The organism is Sediminibacterium sp. FW305-C-61 (genome assembly GCF_058231065.1).
The window spans coordinates 1,055,937-1,073,288 of sequence record NZ_JBIQXR010000001.1 but is presented as its reverse complement, the minus strand read 5'-3'; the positions used below and the strand labels follow the sequence as shown (position 1 = coordinate 1,073,288).

The 17,352-nt window shown below is 39.6% G+C and carries 18 protein-coding genes; 8 read left to right on the top strand and 10 right to left on the bottom strand.

What is annotated here, in order from left to right:
- Positions 1 to 79 precede the first annotated feature (79 nt).
- The 8 genes from ACH30E_RS04620 to ACH30E_RS04585 all read right to left on the bottom strand — a co-directional run bounded on the left by ACH30E_RS04620 (position 80) and on the right by ACH30E_RS04585 (position 7,719).
- Positions 80 to 547 (bottom strand): acyltransferase, encoded by a 468-nt coding sequence (locus ACH30E_RS04620; protein ID WP_490823860.1) that lies wholly within the window; start codon positions 545 to 547, stop codon positions 80 to 82.
- A gap of 6 nt (positions 548 to 553) precedes the next feature.
- On the bottom strand, positions 554 to 1,528 hold the full coding sequence (locus tag ACH30E_RS04615; RefSeq protein ID WP_490823859.1) for a Gfo/Idh/MocA family protein: 975 nt from the start codon (positions 1,526 to 1,528) through the stop codon (positions 554 to 556).
- A 1-nt stretch (position 1,529) separates the two neighbouring features.
- A complete protein-coding gene (locus tag ACH30E_RS04610; protein ID WP_294991079.1) occupies positions 1,530 to 2,255 on the bottom strand; it encodes a sugar phosphate nucleotidyltransferase in 726 nt (241 codons plus the stop codon).
- Between the two features lie 6 nt (positions 2,256 to 2,261).
- Entirely contained in the window at positions 2,262 to 3,701 is a 1,440-nt protein-coding gene (locus tag ACH30E_RS04605; protein WP_294991075.1) for a RapZ C-terminal domain-containing protein, read from the bottom strand.
- A gap of 218 nt (positions 3,702 to 3,919) precedes the next feature.
- Positions 3,920 to 5,350, bottom strand: coding sequence for an APC family permease (locus ACH30E_RS04600; RefSeq protein WP_490823858.1), 1,431 nt, complete (start codon positions 5,348 to 5,350; stop codon positions 3,920 to 3,922).
- A gap of 60 nt (positions 5,351 to 5,410) precedes the next feature.
- A complete protein-coding gene (locus tag ACH30E_RS04595) occupies positions 5,411 to 6,472 on the bottom strand; it encodes a PA0069 family radical SAM protein (protein WP_490823857.1) in 1,062 nt (353 codons plus the stop codon).
- Between the two features lie 38 nt (positions 6,473 to 6,510).
- Complete coding sequence (locus tag ACH30E_RS04590) at positions 6,511 to 7,110, bottom strand: 2'-5' RNA ligase family protein (protein WP_490823856.1); 600 nt, start codon at positions 7,108 to 7,110, stop codon at positions 6,511 to 6,513.
- 12 nt (positions 7,111 to 7,122) lie between these two features.
- Positions 7,123 to 7,719, bottom strand: coding sequence for a 2'-5' RNA ligase family protein (locus tag ACH30E_RS04585; protein ID WP_490823855.1), 597 nt, complete (start codon positions 7,717 to 7,719; stop codon positions 7,123 to 7,125).
- A gap of 72 nt (positions 7,720 to 7,791) precedes the next feature.
- On the opposite strand from ACH30E_RS04585, the gene ACH30E_RS04580 reads away from it, so the two are divergent.
- Together ACH30E_RS04580 and ACH30E_RS04575 are read left to right on the top strand one after the other, a co-directional pair.
- Entirely contained in the window at positions 7,792 to 8,223 is a 432-nt protein-coding gene (locus ACH30E_RS04580; protein ID WP_294991060.1) for a LexA family protein, read from the top strand.
- Between the two features lie 4 nt (positions 8,224 to 8,227).
- Positions 8,228 to 9,508 (top strand): Y-family DNA polymerase, encoded by a 1,281-nt coding sequence (locus tag ACH30E_RS04575; RefSeq protein WP_294991057.1) that lies wholly within the window; start codon positions 8,228 to 8,230, stop codon positions 9,506 to 9,508.
- Between the two features lies 1 nt (position 9,509).
- On the opposite strand, the gene ACH30E_RS04570 is transcribed toward ACH30E_RS04575, so the two are convergent.
- Together ACH30E_RS04570 and ACH30E_RS04565 are read right to left on the bottom strand one after the other, a co-directional pair.
- A complete protein-coding gene (locus ACH30E_RS04570; protein ID WP_490823854.1) occupies positions 9,510 to 10,061 on the bottom strand; it encodes a DUF4136 domain-containing protein in 552 nt (183 codons plus the stop codon).
- Positions 10,062 to 10,125: 64 nt separating this feature from the next.
- Positions 10,126 to 11,034 (bottom strand): DUF72 domain-containing protein, encoded by a 909-nt coding sequence (locus ACH30E_RS04565; RefSeq protein ID WP_490823852.1) that lies wholly within the window; start codon positions 11,032 to 11,034, stop codon positions 10,126 to 10,128.
- 68 nt (positions 11,035 to 11,102) lie between these two features.
- Here ACH30E_RS04565 and ACH30E_RS04560 point away from each other — a divergent pair, with 68 nt between their 5' ends.
- The 6 genes from ACH30E_RS04560 to ACH30E_RS04535 all read left to right on the top strand — a co-directional run bounded on the left by ACH30E_RS04560 (position 11,103) and on the right by ACH30E_RS04535 (position 17,351).
- The gene (locus tag ACH30E_RS04560) at positions 11,103 to 12,653 is read left to right on the top strand and encodes a sulfatase family protein (protein ID WP_490823851.1); all 1,551 of its coding nucleotides are present in this window, start codon (positions 11,103 to 11,105) and stop codon (positions 12,651 to 12,653) included.
- Positions 12,654 to 12,734: 81 nt separating this feature from the next.
- Entirely contained in the window at positions 12,735 to 13,313 is a 579-nt protein-coding gene (locus tag ACH30E_RS04555; protein WP_490823849.1) for an RNA polymerase sigma factor, read from the top strand.
- Positions 13,314 to 13,323: 10 nt separating this feature from the next.
- On the top strand, positions 13,324 to 13,677 hold the full coding sequence (locus ACH30E_RS04550) for a hypothetical protein (RefSeq protein WP_294991044.1): 354 nt from the start codon (positions 13,324 to 13,326) through the stop codon (positions 13,675 to 13,677).
- Between the two features lie 29 nt (positions 13,678 to 13,706).
- Entirely contained in the window at positions 13,707 to 13,925 is a 219-nt protein-coding gene (locus ACH30E_RS04545; RefSeq protein WP_294991041.1) for a hypothetical protein, read from the top strand.
- Positions 13,926 to 14,014: 89 nt separating this feature from the next.
- Complete coding sequence (locus ACH30E_RS04540; protein ID WP_294991038.1) at positions 14,015 to 15,211, top strand: carbamoyl phosphate synthase preATP-grasp domain-containing protein; 1,197 nt, start codon at positions 14,015 to 14,017, stop codon at positions 15,209 to 15,211.
- A 79-nt stretch (positions 15,212 to 15,290) separates the two neighbouring features.
- The gene (locus tag ACH30E_RS04535; protein ID WP_490823847.1) at positions 15,291 to 17,351 is read left to right on the top strand and encodes a ComEC/Rec2 family competence protein; all 2,061 of its coding nucleotides are present in this window, start codon (positions 15,291 to 15,293) and stop codon (positions 17,349 to 17,351) included.
- Position 17,352: the final 1 nt, after the last annotated feature.

Sequence of the window (17,352 nt, the reverse complement as noted above, 5' to 3'; positions counted from 1 at the left end):
ATAGACCATGGTCGATAGTCCATAGCGAATTGCATATAGACCATAGTCCATGGACCATGGTCTATGGACTATGGTCTTCCTAACCCAACTTCCTCAAAAGTACCGCAGGATTACCAGCATAAACGCCGGGTTCTGTAATGTTTTTGGTTACTACTGCACCGGCACCTATTACTACATGGCTGCAGATACGTACCGGAAGAATGGTTGCATTGCTTCCTATACTTACGTGATCTTCAATAGTGGTTGATTCCCAGTGTTCCGTATTACCTTCTGCTGGTTTACCTGCTCCGAAACGATCGTTTACAAACATTACACCATGACCAATAAAACAATCTTTCCCAATCGTTACCAATGAACAAATAAAGCTGTGTGATTGAATTTTACTTCTATCGCCTATCGTTACTTCCCGTTGAATTTCTACAAAAGGACCTATAAAACAATCGTTGCCAATTATGCATTCATATAAATTGCAGGGTTCCACCAACTTTACATTTTGTCCAAATTGAACATCTCTAATGGTAGATTGTATTGCGGTGAATGATGACATAGTAACTTATTTCGTTTGCATTGCTGCGTGGATTTGTTCGATTAATTGAACAACAGCCAAACTTTCTTCGGGTGAAGTATAATAAGCTTCCCCATTATGTAAGGTACGAAGCATTGATTGATAAACCATCTCCAACGGTGCTGGCATTGCAGCTTCTACTTCAATCTTATTTTCTATATCCTGGTAAACAATATTATTCAGATAAGCTCCTCCAATTTTTACCGTTCCTTTCTCTCCAATCAAAGTAAGGGAGCCTTCCATGTTTTGCTGATAGGTATTAATAGAAAATTGAAGTGACCCAAGTATGCCATTTTCAAAACGCAGTGATACTATTCCCTCATCAGCTTCCAACTGCGTGTATCGATGGTTTACATTATGTGCAAATACATGAATGGCTGATACTGATCCGAAGTACCATAATATTAAATCGATAAAATGACTGAACTGCGTAAATAAAACCCCGCCATCCAAGGCCGCATCTCCATGCCAGGAATGATTTTTATAATAAATACTGTCTCGGTTCCAGAAACAATTTACCTGAACACTAAATATTTTACCCAGTCTACCTTGTTGTATCGCTTTATACAATGCGACTATTGGCGCATTAAATCGATTTTGTAAAACCGTAAATAAAAAGCGCTTATGCTTCTTTGCAGCATCGATCATACGGGTAGCATCAGTTACAGAAAGCGCCATAGGCTTTTCAACCAATACATGAAATCCTAATTCCAAAAAACAAATAGCATGTTGGGCATGCATTCCATTTGGTGTGCAGATTACCACTACATCCGTTAAATGTTTGGCTTGAACAAAGGATTCTATGGAAGAGTAAAATGAGGCATGGTATTTTTCTGCTGTTTCCTTTGCGGCAGATTCATTTATATCGCATACTGCAACGAGTTCACCTAGCTTGCTGATCATATCCAGGTGACGCATTGCCACCCTTCCACAACCTATTAATGCAAACTTCGTCTTTTGCATATCAGGTAAATATTTGTTCGGCTTTCACAATACTTTCCGGTTTCCCAACATCAACCAGCGCAACACCCGTATGATCAAAGCCATGAATCTGTTGTGTAGCACATAAATCAAGGTAAACATCTACCATTGAGAATTTACCCTCACGGTTCATTAAATTAAACAGAGTAGTATCAATAACATGTATACCACTAAAAGCCATTTGTTTAAGGTTTGGATAGGTACCTGATATATGACTGGGTTTCTCCTCTCCAGTCTGAATGTTGCGCCAGCCTTTTAAAGTTCCTTTATCATCAAACAGAAAATAACGAGAGGTATTTCTTTCTGAGATAGCAAGCGTTGCCAGCGGATGCAAGTGAATATGCTGAGCGACCATTTTACCCAAATCGAGTTTTGTAAGTATATCAACATTCATCATTACAAAATGGGTTTCCCCTTCAAAATAAGGTTCGGCTTTTTTAAGCCCACCCCCTGTCTCAAGCACCATATCTGTTTCATCAGAAACACTGATATTACTGCCCCATCCTTTATTTATTTCTATTGCATGAATGATCTGATCCGCAAAATGATGCACATTAACCAGTACATCATAAATACCATATTGCTGCAGGTATAATACATTTCGTTCCAGCAACGATTTACCATTCACTACTGCCAGTGCTTTGGGATGGTGATCTGTCCATGGTTTTAACCTGGTACCTAGGCCCGCTGCCAGAATCATTGCTTTCATATGCTGTTATTTAACCCAGTTTTCCTTGTTAGTATGATGTAAAACTGTTTTAACCTTGTATTTATTCCTCAAATGCCGTGCAGTTTGCTCTGCTGCATAAACACTGCGGTGCTGTCCACCAGTACAACCAAAATTAATCATCAAGTTTTCGAAACCTCTCTTAAGATATTCTTCCACAGTAATATCGATCAGGTCCCAAACACTGTTAAGGAATTCATTCATTTTAGTGCGTTGCTCTAAAAAATCCTGAACAGGTTTATCTAATCCACTCAGTTTTTTATAGTCATCGAATCTACCAGGGTTTAATATCCCTCGCATATCAAATACAAATCCGCCTCCGTTATCACTTTCGTCTGCAGGTATCCCTTTTTTGTAACTAAAGCTATTGATATGAATGATCAGCGGGGTTGATTCATTAGCCTGAGGTGGTTCAAATCGATGAATAATTTCATCAGATACAACCAGTTTCAACACACGATCAAACTCGGGTGTAACAATGCCAATTCGTTTGTTTTCAATGAAAAATTTAAGATTTTTAAGTGCTAATGGAATACTGGCAAGGAAATGTGCTTTTCTTTCGAATAAGCCCCTGAATCCATATGCTCCCATTACCTGTAATAAACGGATAAGTACATAACCGTTGTACTGACTTACAAAAGTTATCCGATCAACGGGTTCTTTCAGTAAGCCTTCAATTTCATCCATATAATATTCAAGCAGACTATCTTTCCATTCTTCACTTAATTCTGCTTTAGCTTGCCACAAGAGGGATGCAACATCATATTGCAAAGCACCTTTCATACCACCCTGAAAATCGATAAAACTCACTTCATTGTTCCGTACAATAATGTTCCTGCTCTGAAAATCGCGGAACATAAAATATTTGTATTGGGTATGGGTAAGATAAGTACTCAGTGCCTCGAAATCATCGAGCATGGCCTGTTTATCATAAGGTAGTTGGAGTGTATCTAAAAAATAATACCGGAAATAGAGCAAGTCGCTCAATATGGCCTGTTTCCCGAATTCTTTTGCAGTAATACACCAATCGTAATTCAATCCTTTATCACCCAGTATTTGAATCCGGGCCAGCTCAGCAAGACTTTTTTTAAACAGTTGATAAGGCAGATCCGTATGTCCGTGTATTTCCAATTGATTTAATAAAGACGCTGTTCCAAGGTCTTCCTGAATATAAATGGTATGATCACTATTTACACCAAGGATTTCAGGTACCCGCAAACCTGCTTTTTTAAAATGTCTGCTGAACTGGATAAATGTATTCGTTTCTTTCTGGTTGATATTATAAGTAGCTATATAAGTATTTTCATCAGCATATAGCCTAAAGTATATTCTATCGCTCCCACTTTGCGGTAGTTTTTCAATACGATCAACTGATTTTTGTTGAATAGACAAAAACAGATCGCTTATCCCCTGTAACACATCTTCCATATTCGTGCTGATTTGCAGCGAAAATAGAACTAAGAACTGAATAGACCATAAGCGAGGGTGTTTGATCTTTGATTTTTTGAATTTTGAATTTTGAATTTTGGGAATGATTTCTTTCCAGAAGTAAATATTCATTGTTGTCTGGGGAAATTTGGCTCTGAACACCTGGCCTCGACCATGGTCTATGGACTATGGACTATGGTCTATCTGCTAAAATGAAATTAGCTATCAGCTCTTTCGTATCTCTTCCTTCTGGCAAGGAAATACAGGGGTAAGCCGGAGAGGGTGATGATTAAACCAAGGACGGAATTGATTACGGGACTGCGGCCGTGCAGGTAGTTATCGATATCATTGTAAAGTGTTGATATTAGGAAAAAGGCCGTGAATAAGATAAAGATGAATGGCACTAATGGATAACCCCATACTTTATAGGCCCTTGGTGTATCAGTCAGTTTTTTTCTTAACACAAATACACCAATAGCACTCATGCCATAAAAGAACCAGGTTACAAAAATCAACATGTCGGTTAGCATATCAAATGACCCACTGAAAATGAGCACAATTGACCAGATAGCATTTATCCATAAAGCATTGCCGGGTGTTTGGAACCTGGGATGAATTTTTCCTGCCACTCTAAACATTTTGTTATGCGTACCCATTGCAAATGTAACCCTTGCAGTTGCGAGTATATTGGCGTTTGTTGCGCCTAATACAAATAGCATCACCATTAATGTAATTGCTATCCCACCTATTGCTCCCCAGGCTATGGTTGCGGCATCTGACGCTACAAAAGAGGAAGCAGCTAAAACATTTATGGGCATCAGGTAAACGAAAGCAAGATTAATCAGCACATAAACAAGCATGCAAAAGCCTAACCCAAACAGAAGGCTTAACGGAATGTTTTTTTGCGGCTCTTTAATCTCCCCTGCCACAAATGAAATATTATTCCATCCATCATAGGCCCAAAATGCACCTGAAAGAGCAGCCATAAACAACATCACCATTTCCCATCCTGTTTTTCCACTGCCAGTTTCTATAGTGAAATGACTTACTGACCCTTTACCCGAGAAGAAAATACTACCGATCAAAACAAGAATAGCAAGTGCTTTCAAAGCAGTAAGCAGACGTTGTAATCGTCCGCCGTAAATAACACTTTTATAACTGATAAATGTGAGCGTCAGTACCACAAAAACGGTTAATAATTTAATCCCAATTTGCTGAAGTGGATAAAAATTACCTATAAAAGGGATATGCAGTTTCCAGGATTGTTCAATCGTGTCATTGAACCGGGGTAATTCTATGAGGTAATTGGTGTATTGCGAAAACACATAAGCAATAGATGCGTTTCCTGCTGTATTAAATACGGCAAAAGCTGCCCATCCATATAAAAAAGCAAAACCCTCTCCATACATTTTCTGAAAGAAAACATATTGCCCTCCAGTTTCAGGAAACATGGCAGCTACTTCAGCGGTAGACAATGCCCCGAAAAGTGTTATCAATCCGGCTACTACCCAAACTGTCATCAATAAAACAGGGGATTGCAATTGAGCTGCCATCAAAGATGGCTTCATAAAAATGCCCGAACCTATAACGCCACCAATCACGATAGCAATGGCAGTATTTCGGTTTAGTTGACGAAGTAAAGTGGGCATCTTTAAAGATAAGGTAAGATGCTTCAAAGTTTAAGAAACAAAACAAAAACCTGAATGCCTTTAAAACAATTTACCCTGTTCACCAGGTCGCATAAATCTTGTACTATCCAGTTCCCATCGTTCCGCATTTAATTTATAGAGCTTATTATATTTCACAAACTGCTGCCTGACTAAATCAGCTATTGGTCCTTCACCGCGCATCCTTACCCCAAAGCGACTATCATTTACCTGACCGCCATGACCATTTTGTATCAGGTGCCATACTTTATCTGCACGGTCCGGGAAATTTTTGTAGAGCCAGTCGTGAAAGATCAGTTTGATGGCGCCATTTAACCGAATAAAAGTATAAGCACTGAAAACAGCCCCGTTTTCACTTGCAGCCTGCATAATCCGCTGCATTTCATGTTCATTCAAGCCAGGTATCATGGGCCCGAGCATAACACCCATTCTTACACCCACTTCGCTTAATTCTTTGATAACACGAAGCCGTTGTTTAGCTGTAGTAGTTCTCGGTTCCATTGCCCGGCGCAGGTCTTCATTGAAAGAAGTAATGCTTACCAATACACTTACCAATTTCTTTTTTGCCATTTCCTGTAATAAATCTTTATCCCGAAGAATCCCTGCATTTTTGGTGATCATTCCTACAGGTTGATTAAATTCATTACACACTTCAAGTAATTGCCTTGTTAGCCTGAATTGCTTTTCAGCAGGCTGATAGCAATCAGTATTTCCACTTAAACTAATGGGTACAGGTTCCCAGTTTTTATTCATTAAAAACTTACGCAACAACTGTGGAGCATTTTTTTTAACAATGATCTTTCTTTCAAAATCCAGTCCGGCACTATAACCCCAATATTCATGAGCATTGCGTGCATAACAATAAATACACCCATGCTCACAACCCTGATATGGGTTCATACTATACCACATACCTACATCCGGACTATCCACTTTATTTACAATACTTTTCGCCTGATCTTCGAGATATACAGTTGCCTCATTGGGCTCTGTCCAGTCATCAATTGCTTCAATATGTTCCCTGATCCTTTCATTTTTCAGGAACCTGTTCCGAGGGTTAAACTGCGCACCCCGGCCCCTGAGGTATTGTTGTTCATCTTCCATTTTTTTTATTTAGCTGTACGCACCAAATCACAATCCTGTTAGAAAAGTGTTATCTGCTCTACTGTTTGTTTTAGACCCAGCATTTTAAATCGCCCGATGGTTTCATATTTTGTTTCACCCATTCGCTTACGCATCAGTAATACATGATCTGCTATGAACTTGCCGGTAAACTGACTATTACCATACTCCCGCCACCCCTGCTCAAATTGCCAGTGTGCCAATTTGCGGGCAACCGTGAGGTGTGGTTCCGTTATAAAATGAGGCTTATGAGTTTTATCGAGCTTAATCATTGACTGAATTTGCTTCAGTGATTTTACCAGTTCCACAATCTGATTTTTTGTTTTAACCTGTATATAAATCGTATGTGTAGGAAAATGCCCAAAATCGCACAACTCAACGACAAAAGGGGTTACAGCCTCTACAATACGCTGTAGCCTGGGAATCCACCGGGTTTCAGCCATACTTACCTGCATGCAGTTTAATAAAGTAATATGAGGCTTCCCATACTTCGCAGCCGGACAATCGTATCTTTCTGCAAAATGCGCCTTAACCGATTGTATCGATTGCTTCAATGCTTCATGCGGTTCAAGTACCAGCAGGTATGCTGACACTTGTTGTATAATTGAAAAATCATCCATAACATCGTTTTGTCAGATACCGGGTTGTAAACGGAACAGGTTTATTTGTTTGCCTGCCTCGGTTTCATGCCTGCTGCGAATAAGCATTAGCTCTTTTACTTCGAATGACAGCTCAAGTTTTCTTGCGGCAAACTCCTGCATTACCTGGTCAAAGGCTTTTTCCGGTACCGCTCCTGTTAAAGGCAAACATGGATGGGTAAACCTTTTTACCGGCGGATAATCATAACTCCTGATATATTGATCAATCACCTGCATCGCTCCCGCCAATTGGTGGAAAGGTTGCTGCTCCTGTACACGCAGGTAAAGATGTTTGGATGATAAAGCTCCAAACCCCTGGATGTTTACCCGGAAACTTGACTGGGTACTGATGATACGATGCATCCACCTGATCAGCGTAGCTTCCATATCTTCCCTTGCCATAAATTCAGCTACTACAATTCCGGGTTGCTCCGAAGGAATTGAAGTTTGATATTGGCGCTGTATGTATGCCTGTTCTGCCTTTATCTGTAAACCCGTAAGCATATCAGGGTATGCCACCAGCCTGTAACGGCTTAATGCTTGGGTGCTAACACCTGTTGATTGCTGTTCCAAAATGGTTGGTAATTCCATAAACAAATTTTAATCGGATAATTATTTTAGCATAAATTTACTAAAATTTTTAGCTAAACAAAATTTATTTCTATGGATGGGGAACAGTGGTACGGAGCTGCCTATAAAGGCTCCAAGCAATACAAACAGTGGGATATTCCAATGGCCAATGCAACTGGTTTTGGTGCGGCGGCAGACGATTATATGGAAAGGGGTATTGACCTGAATGAACAACTGATACGCAACAAACCAGCTACTTTTTTCTTTCGTATGAACAGCGAAGCCATGACTGATGCCGGTATTTATCCCGGTGATGTACTGATAGTTGATCGTAGTATCAGGCAGGTAAACAGTAGGGTTATCGTAGCGATCTTAAATGGAGAGTTGCTGGTGCGGCGTTTTACGGACAGCCTGAACAAAAAAAGACTTGTCGCCGAAAACAAAAAGTTCGGTGATATAGAAATTGACCCGCATGCAGGGTTTACCGTTTGGGGCGTTGTATTGTATTGTATACATAACGTATAGCCTGATGAAAGCAATTGTTGACTGTAATAGTTTTTATTGTTCCTGTGAACGATTATTCAGACCAGAGTTATTGTTTCGTCCGGTTGTAGTACTCAGTAATAACGATGGTTGCATTATTTCCCGTAGTGATGAGGCCAAAGCATTAGGAGTAGAAATGGCAGGTCCTTATTTCAAGGCCAAACCCATTATTGAGAAAAACAAAGTAGCAGCATTCTCTTCCAACTATAACCTTTATGGCGATCTCAGTTGGAGAGTAATGGAAACATTACGCGTTTTACTTCCACCAAATTGCGTAGAAGTATATTCTGTAGATGAAGCTTTTCTTAATCTGGAACATATACCAGTAGAAGAACTCAACAGTTTTGCCATGCATATCCGTGAAACCGTAGAACAGTGGACAGGTATTGCAGTATCAATAGGTGTTGCCCCCACCAAAGTTTTGAGTAAGGTAGCCAACAGACTGGCTAAAAAAAACAAGCAGGCTACCAATTGTGTACTCGTATTAAATAGTAAACGAAAAATTGAACAGGCTTTACAAAGAACACCGATAGATGATATCTGGGGTGTTGGATTTCAATATGCTGAAAAACTAAAATCGTTGAATATACTAACCGGTTACGACCTCAGTTTAAAAGATACTTCATGGGCGCAGAAACAATTAGGAGGCGTAACCGGGATGCGATTAATCAGAGAACTTAAAGGCATCGTGAGTTCGGGTATGGAAGAGGAAAGACTGAATAAAAAAATGATTGCCACTACCCGTATGTTTGGTTCACCGGTGACAAAACTGGAAGATATAAAAGAAGCCGTTGCTACTTATACCACAAGGGCTGCAGAAAAACTGAGAAGACAATACAGCGCAGCTAACATCATCAGTGTTTTTGTGGTTCCTAAAGAAGATTCTCATACTGCGCACTTCAGACATGGCCCTACACTAAGCAGTTATATCAAGCTACCCATTGCTACTTCCTTCACGCAGGAATTGATTAAGCCGGCGCTTGAATTAACGGAAAAATTATTTGAACCAGGACGTACCTATAAAAAAGCAGGTGTTATGTTAAGTGGAATTGTACCCGACCATTCAGTTCAAGGAAACCTGTTTAAAAAACCGGAAGAAAATAACCATCGCCTGTTAATGGATACCATCGATAATGTAAACTTTGCCATGCGGGATGATATATTAAAATTCGCCTCCTCAGGCACAACCCGTAACTGGAAAATGCGACAGGAATTACGCAGCCCGCGGTATACTACCCGCTGGGATGAACTTTGTATTGTGCGATAAACTAATTGGCAGTAAATGGATATTGTGCAAACAATTTAGCAAGTGCGTCATTGGCGGTTTTACCCGAAGGGTCAGATTTTTCCGGAACAACACCTTCCATAGATCCCTTCCAGATCATTTTATTACGGGCCGTTTCCACAATATGTAATGTAAGTGTTCCTTCCCTGTAGCGGCCTACTTCAACTTCCTCACTCTTCCAACTATAATTACGCTGCCCCATATAGGTAAACCTTCCATCATTCTGCCAGTTAGTTTGCCGGGTTTGTATTTCCCGTTTTACCACTATGCCTATATTCACCAACAAATCTGCTTTTGCCTCCACATAACGATATCCTTTTAGTTCCATCTGGGTTCTGATGGCCGTTTTTAATATCTCTGCGCGTTCTTTAAAAGTGCTGGAAATAGTGTCTCCAGAAGCTTTCAGTTCATAAAATCCAAATGTTTTATACTTACCCGGTTCTGCATCTGTGGCCGTTTCTGTATTAAAAACCCGGACAGAAGCACAATGTGTAAACAAAACCGAGGCAAACAAAATTATTACCAGTTTTTTCATAACGAATGCTTTCCATAAAATTAGGCAGGCACGGTCTGATAAAAACTGATATTCGTCATAACTGCTAAAATAATGTCTGCTGTTGCTGTACAAATACCGGTTTCTGCAACTGCAAGCCACAGGCCTTATTTAACCGGTCTACCATATACACCGTAAGTTCTGGTGAAAAAGCTTCATCGTGCATGTGCATAAAAAAGTACAATTCCTCTATTCCCTGTTCAATCCAATATTGCATGCGGCTAATCCAGGCGTCTACCCTTGTATAATCTGTTGGGTGAAGACTGTTACCAACATACCTGATAAAGGTTTTTGGTATGGTAAGATGCATGTGTGCACAATCTCGCCTGCCGCTGGTATCAGTTATTACCGCTCCCATATTCATTTCTTTAAGTGTACTAAACAGTTCCTCCCGGATATCGGTTTTTGCAAACCAGTCAGGATGGCGTACTTCTAAGAAAAATTGTATATCGAGAGGAAGCGAACGCAGAAAATCAAACAACTCTTCTTTTCGCTTGGGAGAAAAAGCATCACTCACCTGCACAAATACAGGACCTAACTGTTCCTTAAATTCAATTATTCCACGCAGAAATTCGGTCGTAATAAAATCTTTACCCTTTAAACTTCCCCGATGTGTAACACCCTGGTACATTTTCGGACAAAACCTAAAATCCATCCCTTTCGCCTTCTCTGCCCATCTGGCAATACCCGTTGCTCCATATATTTTATAGTGAGTGGCATTTAATTCAATGCTATTGTAATGTTTTACATAATGTTCCAGAAAATCTTTTTCCTTTGTTTTAGGCGGATATATTTTCCCCACCCATTCTGTTCTCCCCCATTTTGCACAACCAAGGTATACGCGGGGTTGAATTTGTTTCTTACCTTTCAATACCTGTTGATTTAATAAAGGTTCAGCAGGAAGTGAAAAGTCAATAGTATTCAGTTCAGTTTCAGGTACACGGCCAAATTCCATTTGAAGGCTTTGTACACAAAGCTAAAAGTTTATGCTGCAAATTCAGCACGGATAAATATCATCTGTCTATGAAAAAACTATGGATCGCTTGTCTGTTCTTGCCATTCTTTGGGCTTTCACAGGTAAAACCCAATATCATTTATATCATGAGCGATGATCATGATGCGAATGCCATTAGTGCTTATGGTTCTAAACTGGTATCGACCCCTAATATCGACCGAATTGCCAAAGAAGGCATATTATTTGAAAAAGCTTTTGTTGGTAATTCTATCTGCGGACCTGCACGCGCAACCCTGATTACTGGTTTACATTCTCATAAGAATGGTATGAAAGACAATCGTACCCGTTTTGATGGTAGTCAGGTTACCATGCCAAAATTATTACAACAACAAGGTTATCAAACTGCCATTATTGGAAAATGGCATTTACACACTTATCCGACAGGTTTTGATTATTGGAAAATATTACCCGGACAAGGACTGTATTATCAACCCCGTTTAATTCAGATGAATGGAGATACAAGCACTTATCCTGGCTATGCAACAGAAGTAATAACGGATGAAGCACTTAACTGGCTACAGCATGGAAGAGATCAAAGCAAACCCTTTTTATTACTGCTGCATCATAAAGCACCACATCGGTATTTTTTTCCAGCACCGAAATATATAGATGCATTTAAAGACAAAACCTTTCCTGAACCTTCCACTCTTTATGCAGATACTACCGGAAGGGGCACTGCATGGAAACTTCAGACCATGAGTATTCTGCACGATATGAAACTTTCGAGTGATTTGAAAGTTGATCCGGTATACCTGATGGATATTCCCTGGTTAAAACCAGACTCTGCCGAAATCAATTATTACAATAGCATTTTCAACCGAATTCCTGCTGCAGACAGAAAAAGAATTAAGGAAATTTATGCCGAAAGAGGGAAGCTTTTACAGGAAAAAAGGCCCAATGGAGCAGCATTATTGAAACTGAAATACCAGTGGTATATGCAGGATTATCTGGCTACCGCCATTTCAGTAGATGAAAGTGTAGGAAAAGTATTGGATTACCTTGATAGCAGTAAATTGGCCGCAAACACGCTAATCATTTATACTTCTGATCAGGGTTTTTATTTGGGTCAGAATGGCTGGTTCGACAAAAGATGGATGTATGATGTGTCTATGCGTACACCCCTAATGGCAAGATGGCCCGGTTATATAAAACCAGGTTCGCATAGCAGTACGATGGTTCAGAATATTGATTATGCCCCTACTTTTCTGGATGTTGCCGGCGCACCAATTCCTGAAACAATGCATGGCATCAGCCTAAAACCTTTACTAACTGAACCAAAAGCTAAACTGGACAGGAATAGTTTGTATTATCATTTTTATGAGTATAATGCGGACCATACTGTATTGCAACATTTAGGGGTTCGAACAGACAGGTATAAGCTTATCTATTTCTATACAGTAAATGAATGGCAACTGTACGACCTATTAAAAGACCCCGAAGAACAGCATAACCTGATCGCAGATAAGAAGTATAAAACGGTGTTGGCTAACCTGAAAGCAACATTAACAAAACTGCGTGATCAGTACGACGACCATGAAAAAGCTGGTGAATTGAAATAAAACAGGCATTATTGCGACCAACAGGAGAAAAAAATCCTGCACCTTAAAATATTGGCCAAAACTGTTCGTCTATTATATAGTATGGATCAGGCATGGCAGATACCGGCTACTATGAGCGACTCACGCGGAAAGCATATTACTGAGGTTATCAATACCTATAGCAAAAGGCTCATGGGCTTTATCCGGAAACGGGTAAAAAGTGAGGCCGATGCGGAAGATATTCTGCAAGACGTGTTTTACCAGTTTATGGGAAATACCAAACCCATTGAACAGTTGACCAGTTGGCTGTTTACTGTTACCCGCAATAAAATAACCGATAAACAAAGGAAGAAAAAACCCGAATTACTGGAAGATATTTACCAAACCGGGGATGATGAAGGGTTTGAGTGGTCGGATCTATTTTTTGATGAGAAAAACAATCCTGAAACAGATTATCTCCGTTCAATATTCTGGGATGCCTTATATACGGCCCTGAATGAATTGCCAGCACCGCAGAGAGAAGCTTTTGTACTAAATGAAATAGAAGGGATTTCCTTTAAAGATATAGCCCAACAAACAGGCGAAACTATAAATACACTCATCAGCCGTAAACGTTATGCGGTTTTACACTTGCGCGAAAGACTCGGAAGTTTACGGGATGAACTATTGAATCAAATTTAAATTTTTAATCATGCACAAAAAATTCTGGATCAAAAAGGTTATTGGTTTTACACTAATTGCCCTTGCATGCCTGGCCGCACTAGCCTGGGTAGTGATGCTGCTATGGAATAATGTGCTTATAGAAGTGGTAAATGTTTCTGCCGTTAACTACTGGCAGGCACTGGGTTTACTGATACTAAGCAAAATACTTTTTGGTGGATTTCGTGGAAAAGGCGGCGATTACAAGAAAAAATGGAAGGAGAAAATGGAACATAAATTGTCCGGGCTGAGTGAAGCCGAAAGAGAAAAGATTAAAGAAGAATGGAGACAACGGTGCAGCATGTGGAAAAGATCAGGTGTCGATACAGACACAAAGGCTGAATAACTACTATCTAAAACCAAACAACTGTTAGCATGCATATCCTGGTATTCAAAACCAATCTGGAGGATATAGGGTTGGTTCACCATGCAGGACGCCTATTAAATCCAATGACCGGCATCCACAGATGGAATGTTGACCTGCACGACAAAGACAATATATTACGTATTGAAGCAGATTTACTTGTTTCGCCCCGCCAGGTGGAGCAATTATTACAAGATGCCGGCTTTTCCTGTGAAGAATTAGCTGATTAAAACCTTCTCTCTAAAAGCTTTTTACAATTATTTAAAAAATAACCGGGCAAAATTCTCTCAGACCCTTATTTTTGCGCAATTTGTCGCAAATGAACTATCCTACCTTATCATCAAACGAGTCAACTCCATCCAATAAGAAAAAAATCATTGTCCTGGGAAGCGGTCCCAACCGTATTGGACAGGGTATTGAATTTGATTACTGCTGTGTACATGGTCTGCTGGCCATTAAAGAATGTGGTTATGAAGCCATTATGGTGAACTGTAACCCTGAAACCGTATCTACGGATTTCGATATGGCAGATAAGCTCTATTTCGAACCTGTTTTCTGGGAACATCTTTGGGAAATCATTGAACTGGAAAAGCCGGAAGGCGTAATTGTACAGTTAGGTGGACAAACTGCCTTAAAACTGGCAAAAAGACTTCACCAGAAAGGAATTAAAATCATTGGAACTTCCTTCGATAGTATGGACATAGCTGAAGACAGGGGCCGTTTCAGTGATTTATTAAAGGAATTGAATATCCCTTATCCTGAATATGGTACTGCCTATACCGCAGAAGAAGCCATAGAGGTTGCCAATAAAGTAGGTTACCCTGTACTTGTTCGTCCAAGCTATGTTTTGGGTGGACAACGTATGAGAATTGTAATCAATGACGAAGAAGTTGAAAAAGCTGTAATCAGTCTCTTAAAACATATCCCTGGCAATACCATCCTAATCGACCATTTCCTCGACCGTTGCCAGGAAGCTGAAGTAGATGCCATTTTCGACGGTGAGAACTTCCATATCATGGGTGTAATGGAACATATTGAACCGGCTGGTATCCATAGTGGAGATAGTAATGCGGTTTTGCCTGCATTCAACCTCACCCCATTAGTGGTTGAAACCATGGAATATTACAGTGAGAAAATTGCCAGGGCACTTAACATTAAAGGGCTCATCAATATTCAGTTTGCTATTAAGGATGGTAAAGTATATGTAATTGAAGCCAACCCAAGGGCTTCACGTACTACACCATTCATTGCTAAAGCCTACCAGATTCCATATCTTAATATCGCTACCAAAGTAATGTTGGGAGCTGCTAAGCTTACAGAATTTACGATGGAAAAGAAATTAGATGGATATGCCATCAAAGAACCTGTTTTCAGCTTTGAAAAATTCCCTGGAGTAAATAAGGAGCTTGGACCTGAAATGAAAAGTACAGGAGAAGCAATTCGCTTCATCAAAGATTTGAGAGATCCTTATTTCAGAACGCTTTACAAAGAGCGTAGTATGAATCTCTCCAGATAACCTCGTCAAATACTTTGTATTTATACCTGAATCAGAAGGCTGCGAAATAAATCGCAGCCTTTTCTATTAGGTTTAATTCATGTACAAAACGCACTCCCCCTTTTGGAAGCAGGCTCCATTTATACGTTTATTACCCTGCTTCATTATTGGCATCCTACTGCAATCATGGGTTGATATTCCTGTATTATTTATCACGCTAGTGGTTGTCCTGCTATTAGCATACCACGTGCTTATACGTTTTCAGTCCATCAGCAAACAATTCAAATACCTTTTCCCTACTGGCATCAGCATTTACCTGTTGGTGATCTGTCTCGGCTGCTTTGTTTGCTGGTGTAACAATATCACTCATCACCATAACTGGATTGGCCATTATCAAACGAAAGACAAAGGCTTATTGATTCGGCTATTAAACACTCCTGTTGAAAGAAAAAAGTCTTACAAAACCAAGGCTGCAATATTGCAGATCCGGGACAATAATAAATGGATATCACTAAAGGGTAAAATACTTGTATACCTCGACAAAGAAAACCATTCCTTAAAACAGGGAGATGTATTGTTTGTGAAACAGCAATTACAATCTATTGCTACTCAGGTAAACCCAGGAGGCTTTGATTATGCAGCTTATTTAAATCGACAACAGATTTATCATCAGTTGTACATAGGTGCAGCACAATACCAAAAAATAAGTCAGGAGAAACCTTCAATAGTGGGCGAAACAAAATCCTATGTATTATCTGTGATCAGAAAACATATCAGAGATAAACAGCAACAAGCCATTGCTGAAGCTTTACTTGTTGGTTATACCTTCGATATCGACGATGCTTTATCTGAAGCGTACAGCAGAACAGGCGTGATACATATTATCGCCATCAGTGGCATGCACTTGGGCTTATTGTATACTGTTTTAGTTTTACTTACCGGAAATTTAAAAAGACCAAGAGGTTTACGATGGCTTCGCCCCTTACTTATATTACTATGTTTATGGTTCTTTACCATTTTAGTGGGAGCTGGTGCTTCCGTGTTAAGAGCAGCAGTTATTATCAGTTTTTTTATAATTGGAGAATGGCTTGAACGAAAAGCAAACCCTTACAATAGTCTTTGTGCATCGATGTTTTTGTTGCTGAGTTTCAATCCAAACTACTTATGGGATATAGGTTTTCAGCTTTCCTATACCGCTGTAGCCGGTATCATGATTTTTAATAAGGCAATATCTAAATGGTATTATATCCCATATAAACCAGTTCAGTATTGCTGGCAATTAATAGCGGTAACCATTAGTGCACAAATATTAACCCTGCCTGTTGTCCTGTTTCACTTTCATCAGTTTCCTAATTTTTTCCTGATTACCAATTTGCTCATAGTACCACTTAGCGGAATAGTATTATACAGTTGCTTTGTATTAGTGCTTATATCACCAATTAATTTACTGGCTGCTTTTATTGGTCAGGTTTTAAACATGGTATTAGGGTGGATGAATAATTTCATAGTCTTTGCTGCATCCCTCCCTTTTGCCGTAACAGAAAAAATACAGGTCTCAATATTTCAGGTAGCCTGTTATTTTCTTTCCACCATTACCTTATCCATTTGGGTATCACGAAAGAAAAAATATTATCTCCTCACTACAATAGTCATAATCTGTATTGGCATGATAGATGAAACATGGAGACGAATTGAACTCAGGCGTTTAAATAAGCTGGTTATTTATTATTCACCGGGCAAACCGGTTAGTGAGGTATTTAGTGGGAAGAAATACATCAGTTTTGGCGACTCATCCAGTCTTCAGCCTACCCGAAAAATGCGTATGTCTACACAAACAGTTTTTGGTGGATTATATCAGAAAATGGTTATAAATCCTGCAGAAAAACCAATAATAAAGGTTAATAACCTAATAATGGCCTGGTATAATAACAAAGTCGTTCCAATACCCAATACCAATAAATATAATATTGATATAATGGTTGTACAAAGTAACCCAGACATCAGCATTGGCTTGCTGCACAAGCGTTACAAGGCTAAAATCTATGTTTTGGACATAAATAACCCACTGTGGAAAATCCGGAAATGGAAAAAAGAGGCAGACAGCCTACATTTGCGCCACCATTCAGTACCTGAACAGGGTGCTTTTGTGATGGATTTCTAAC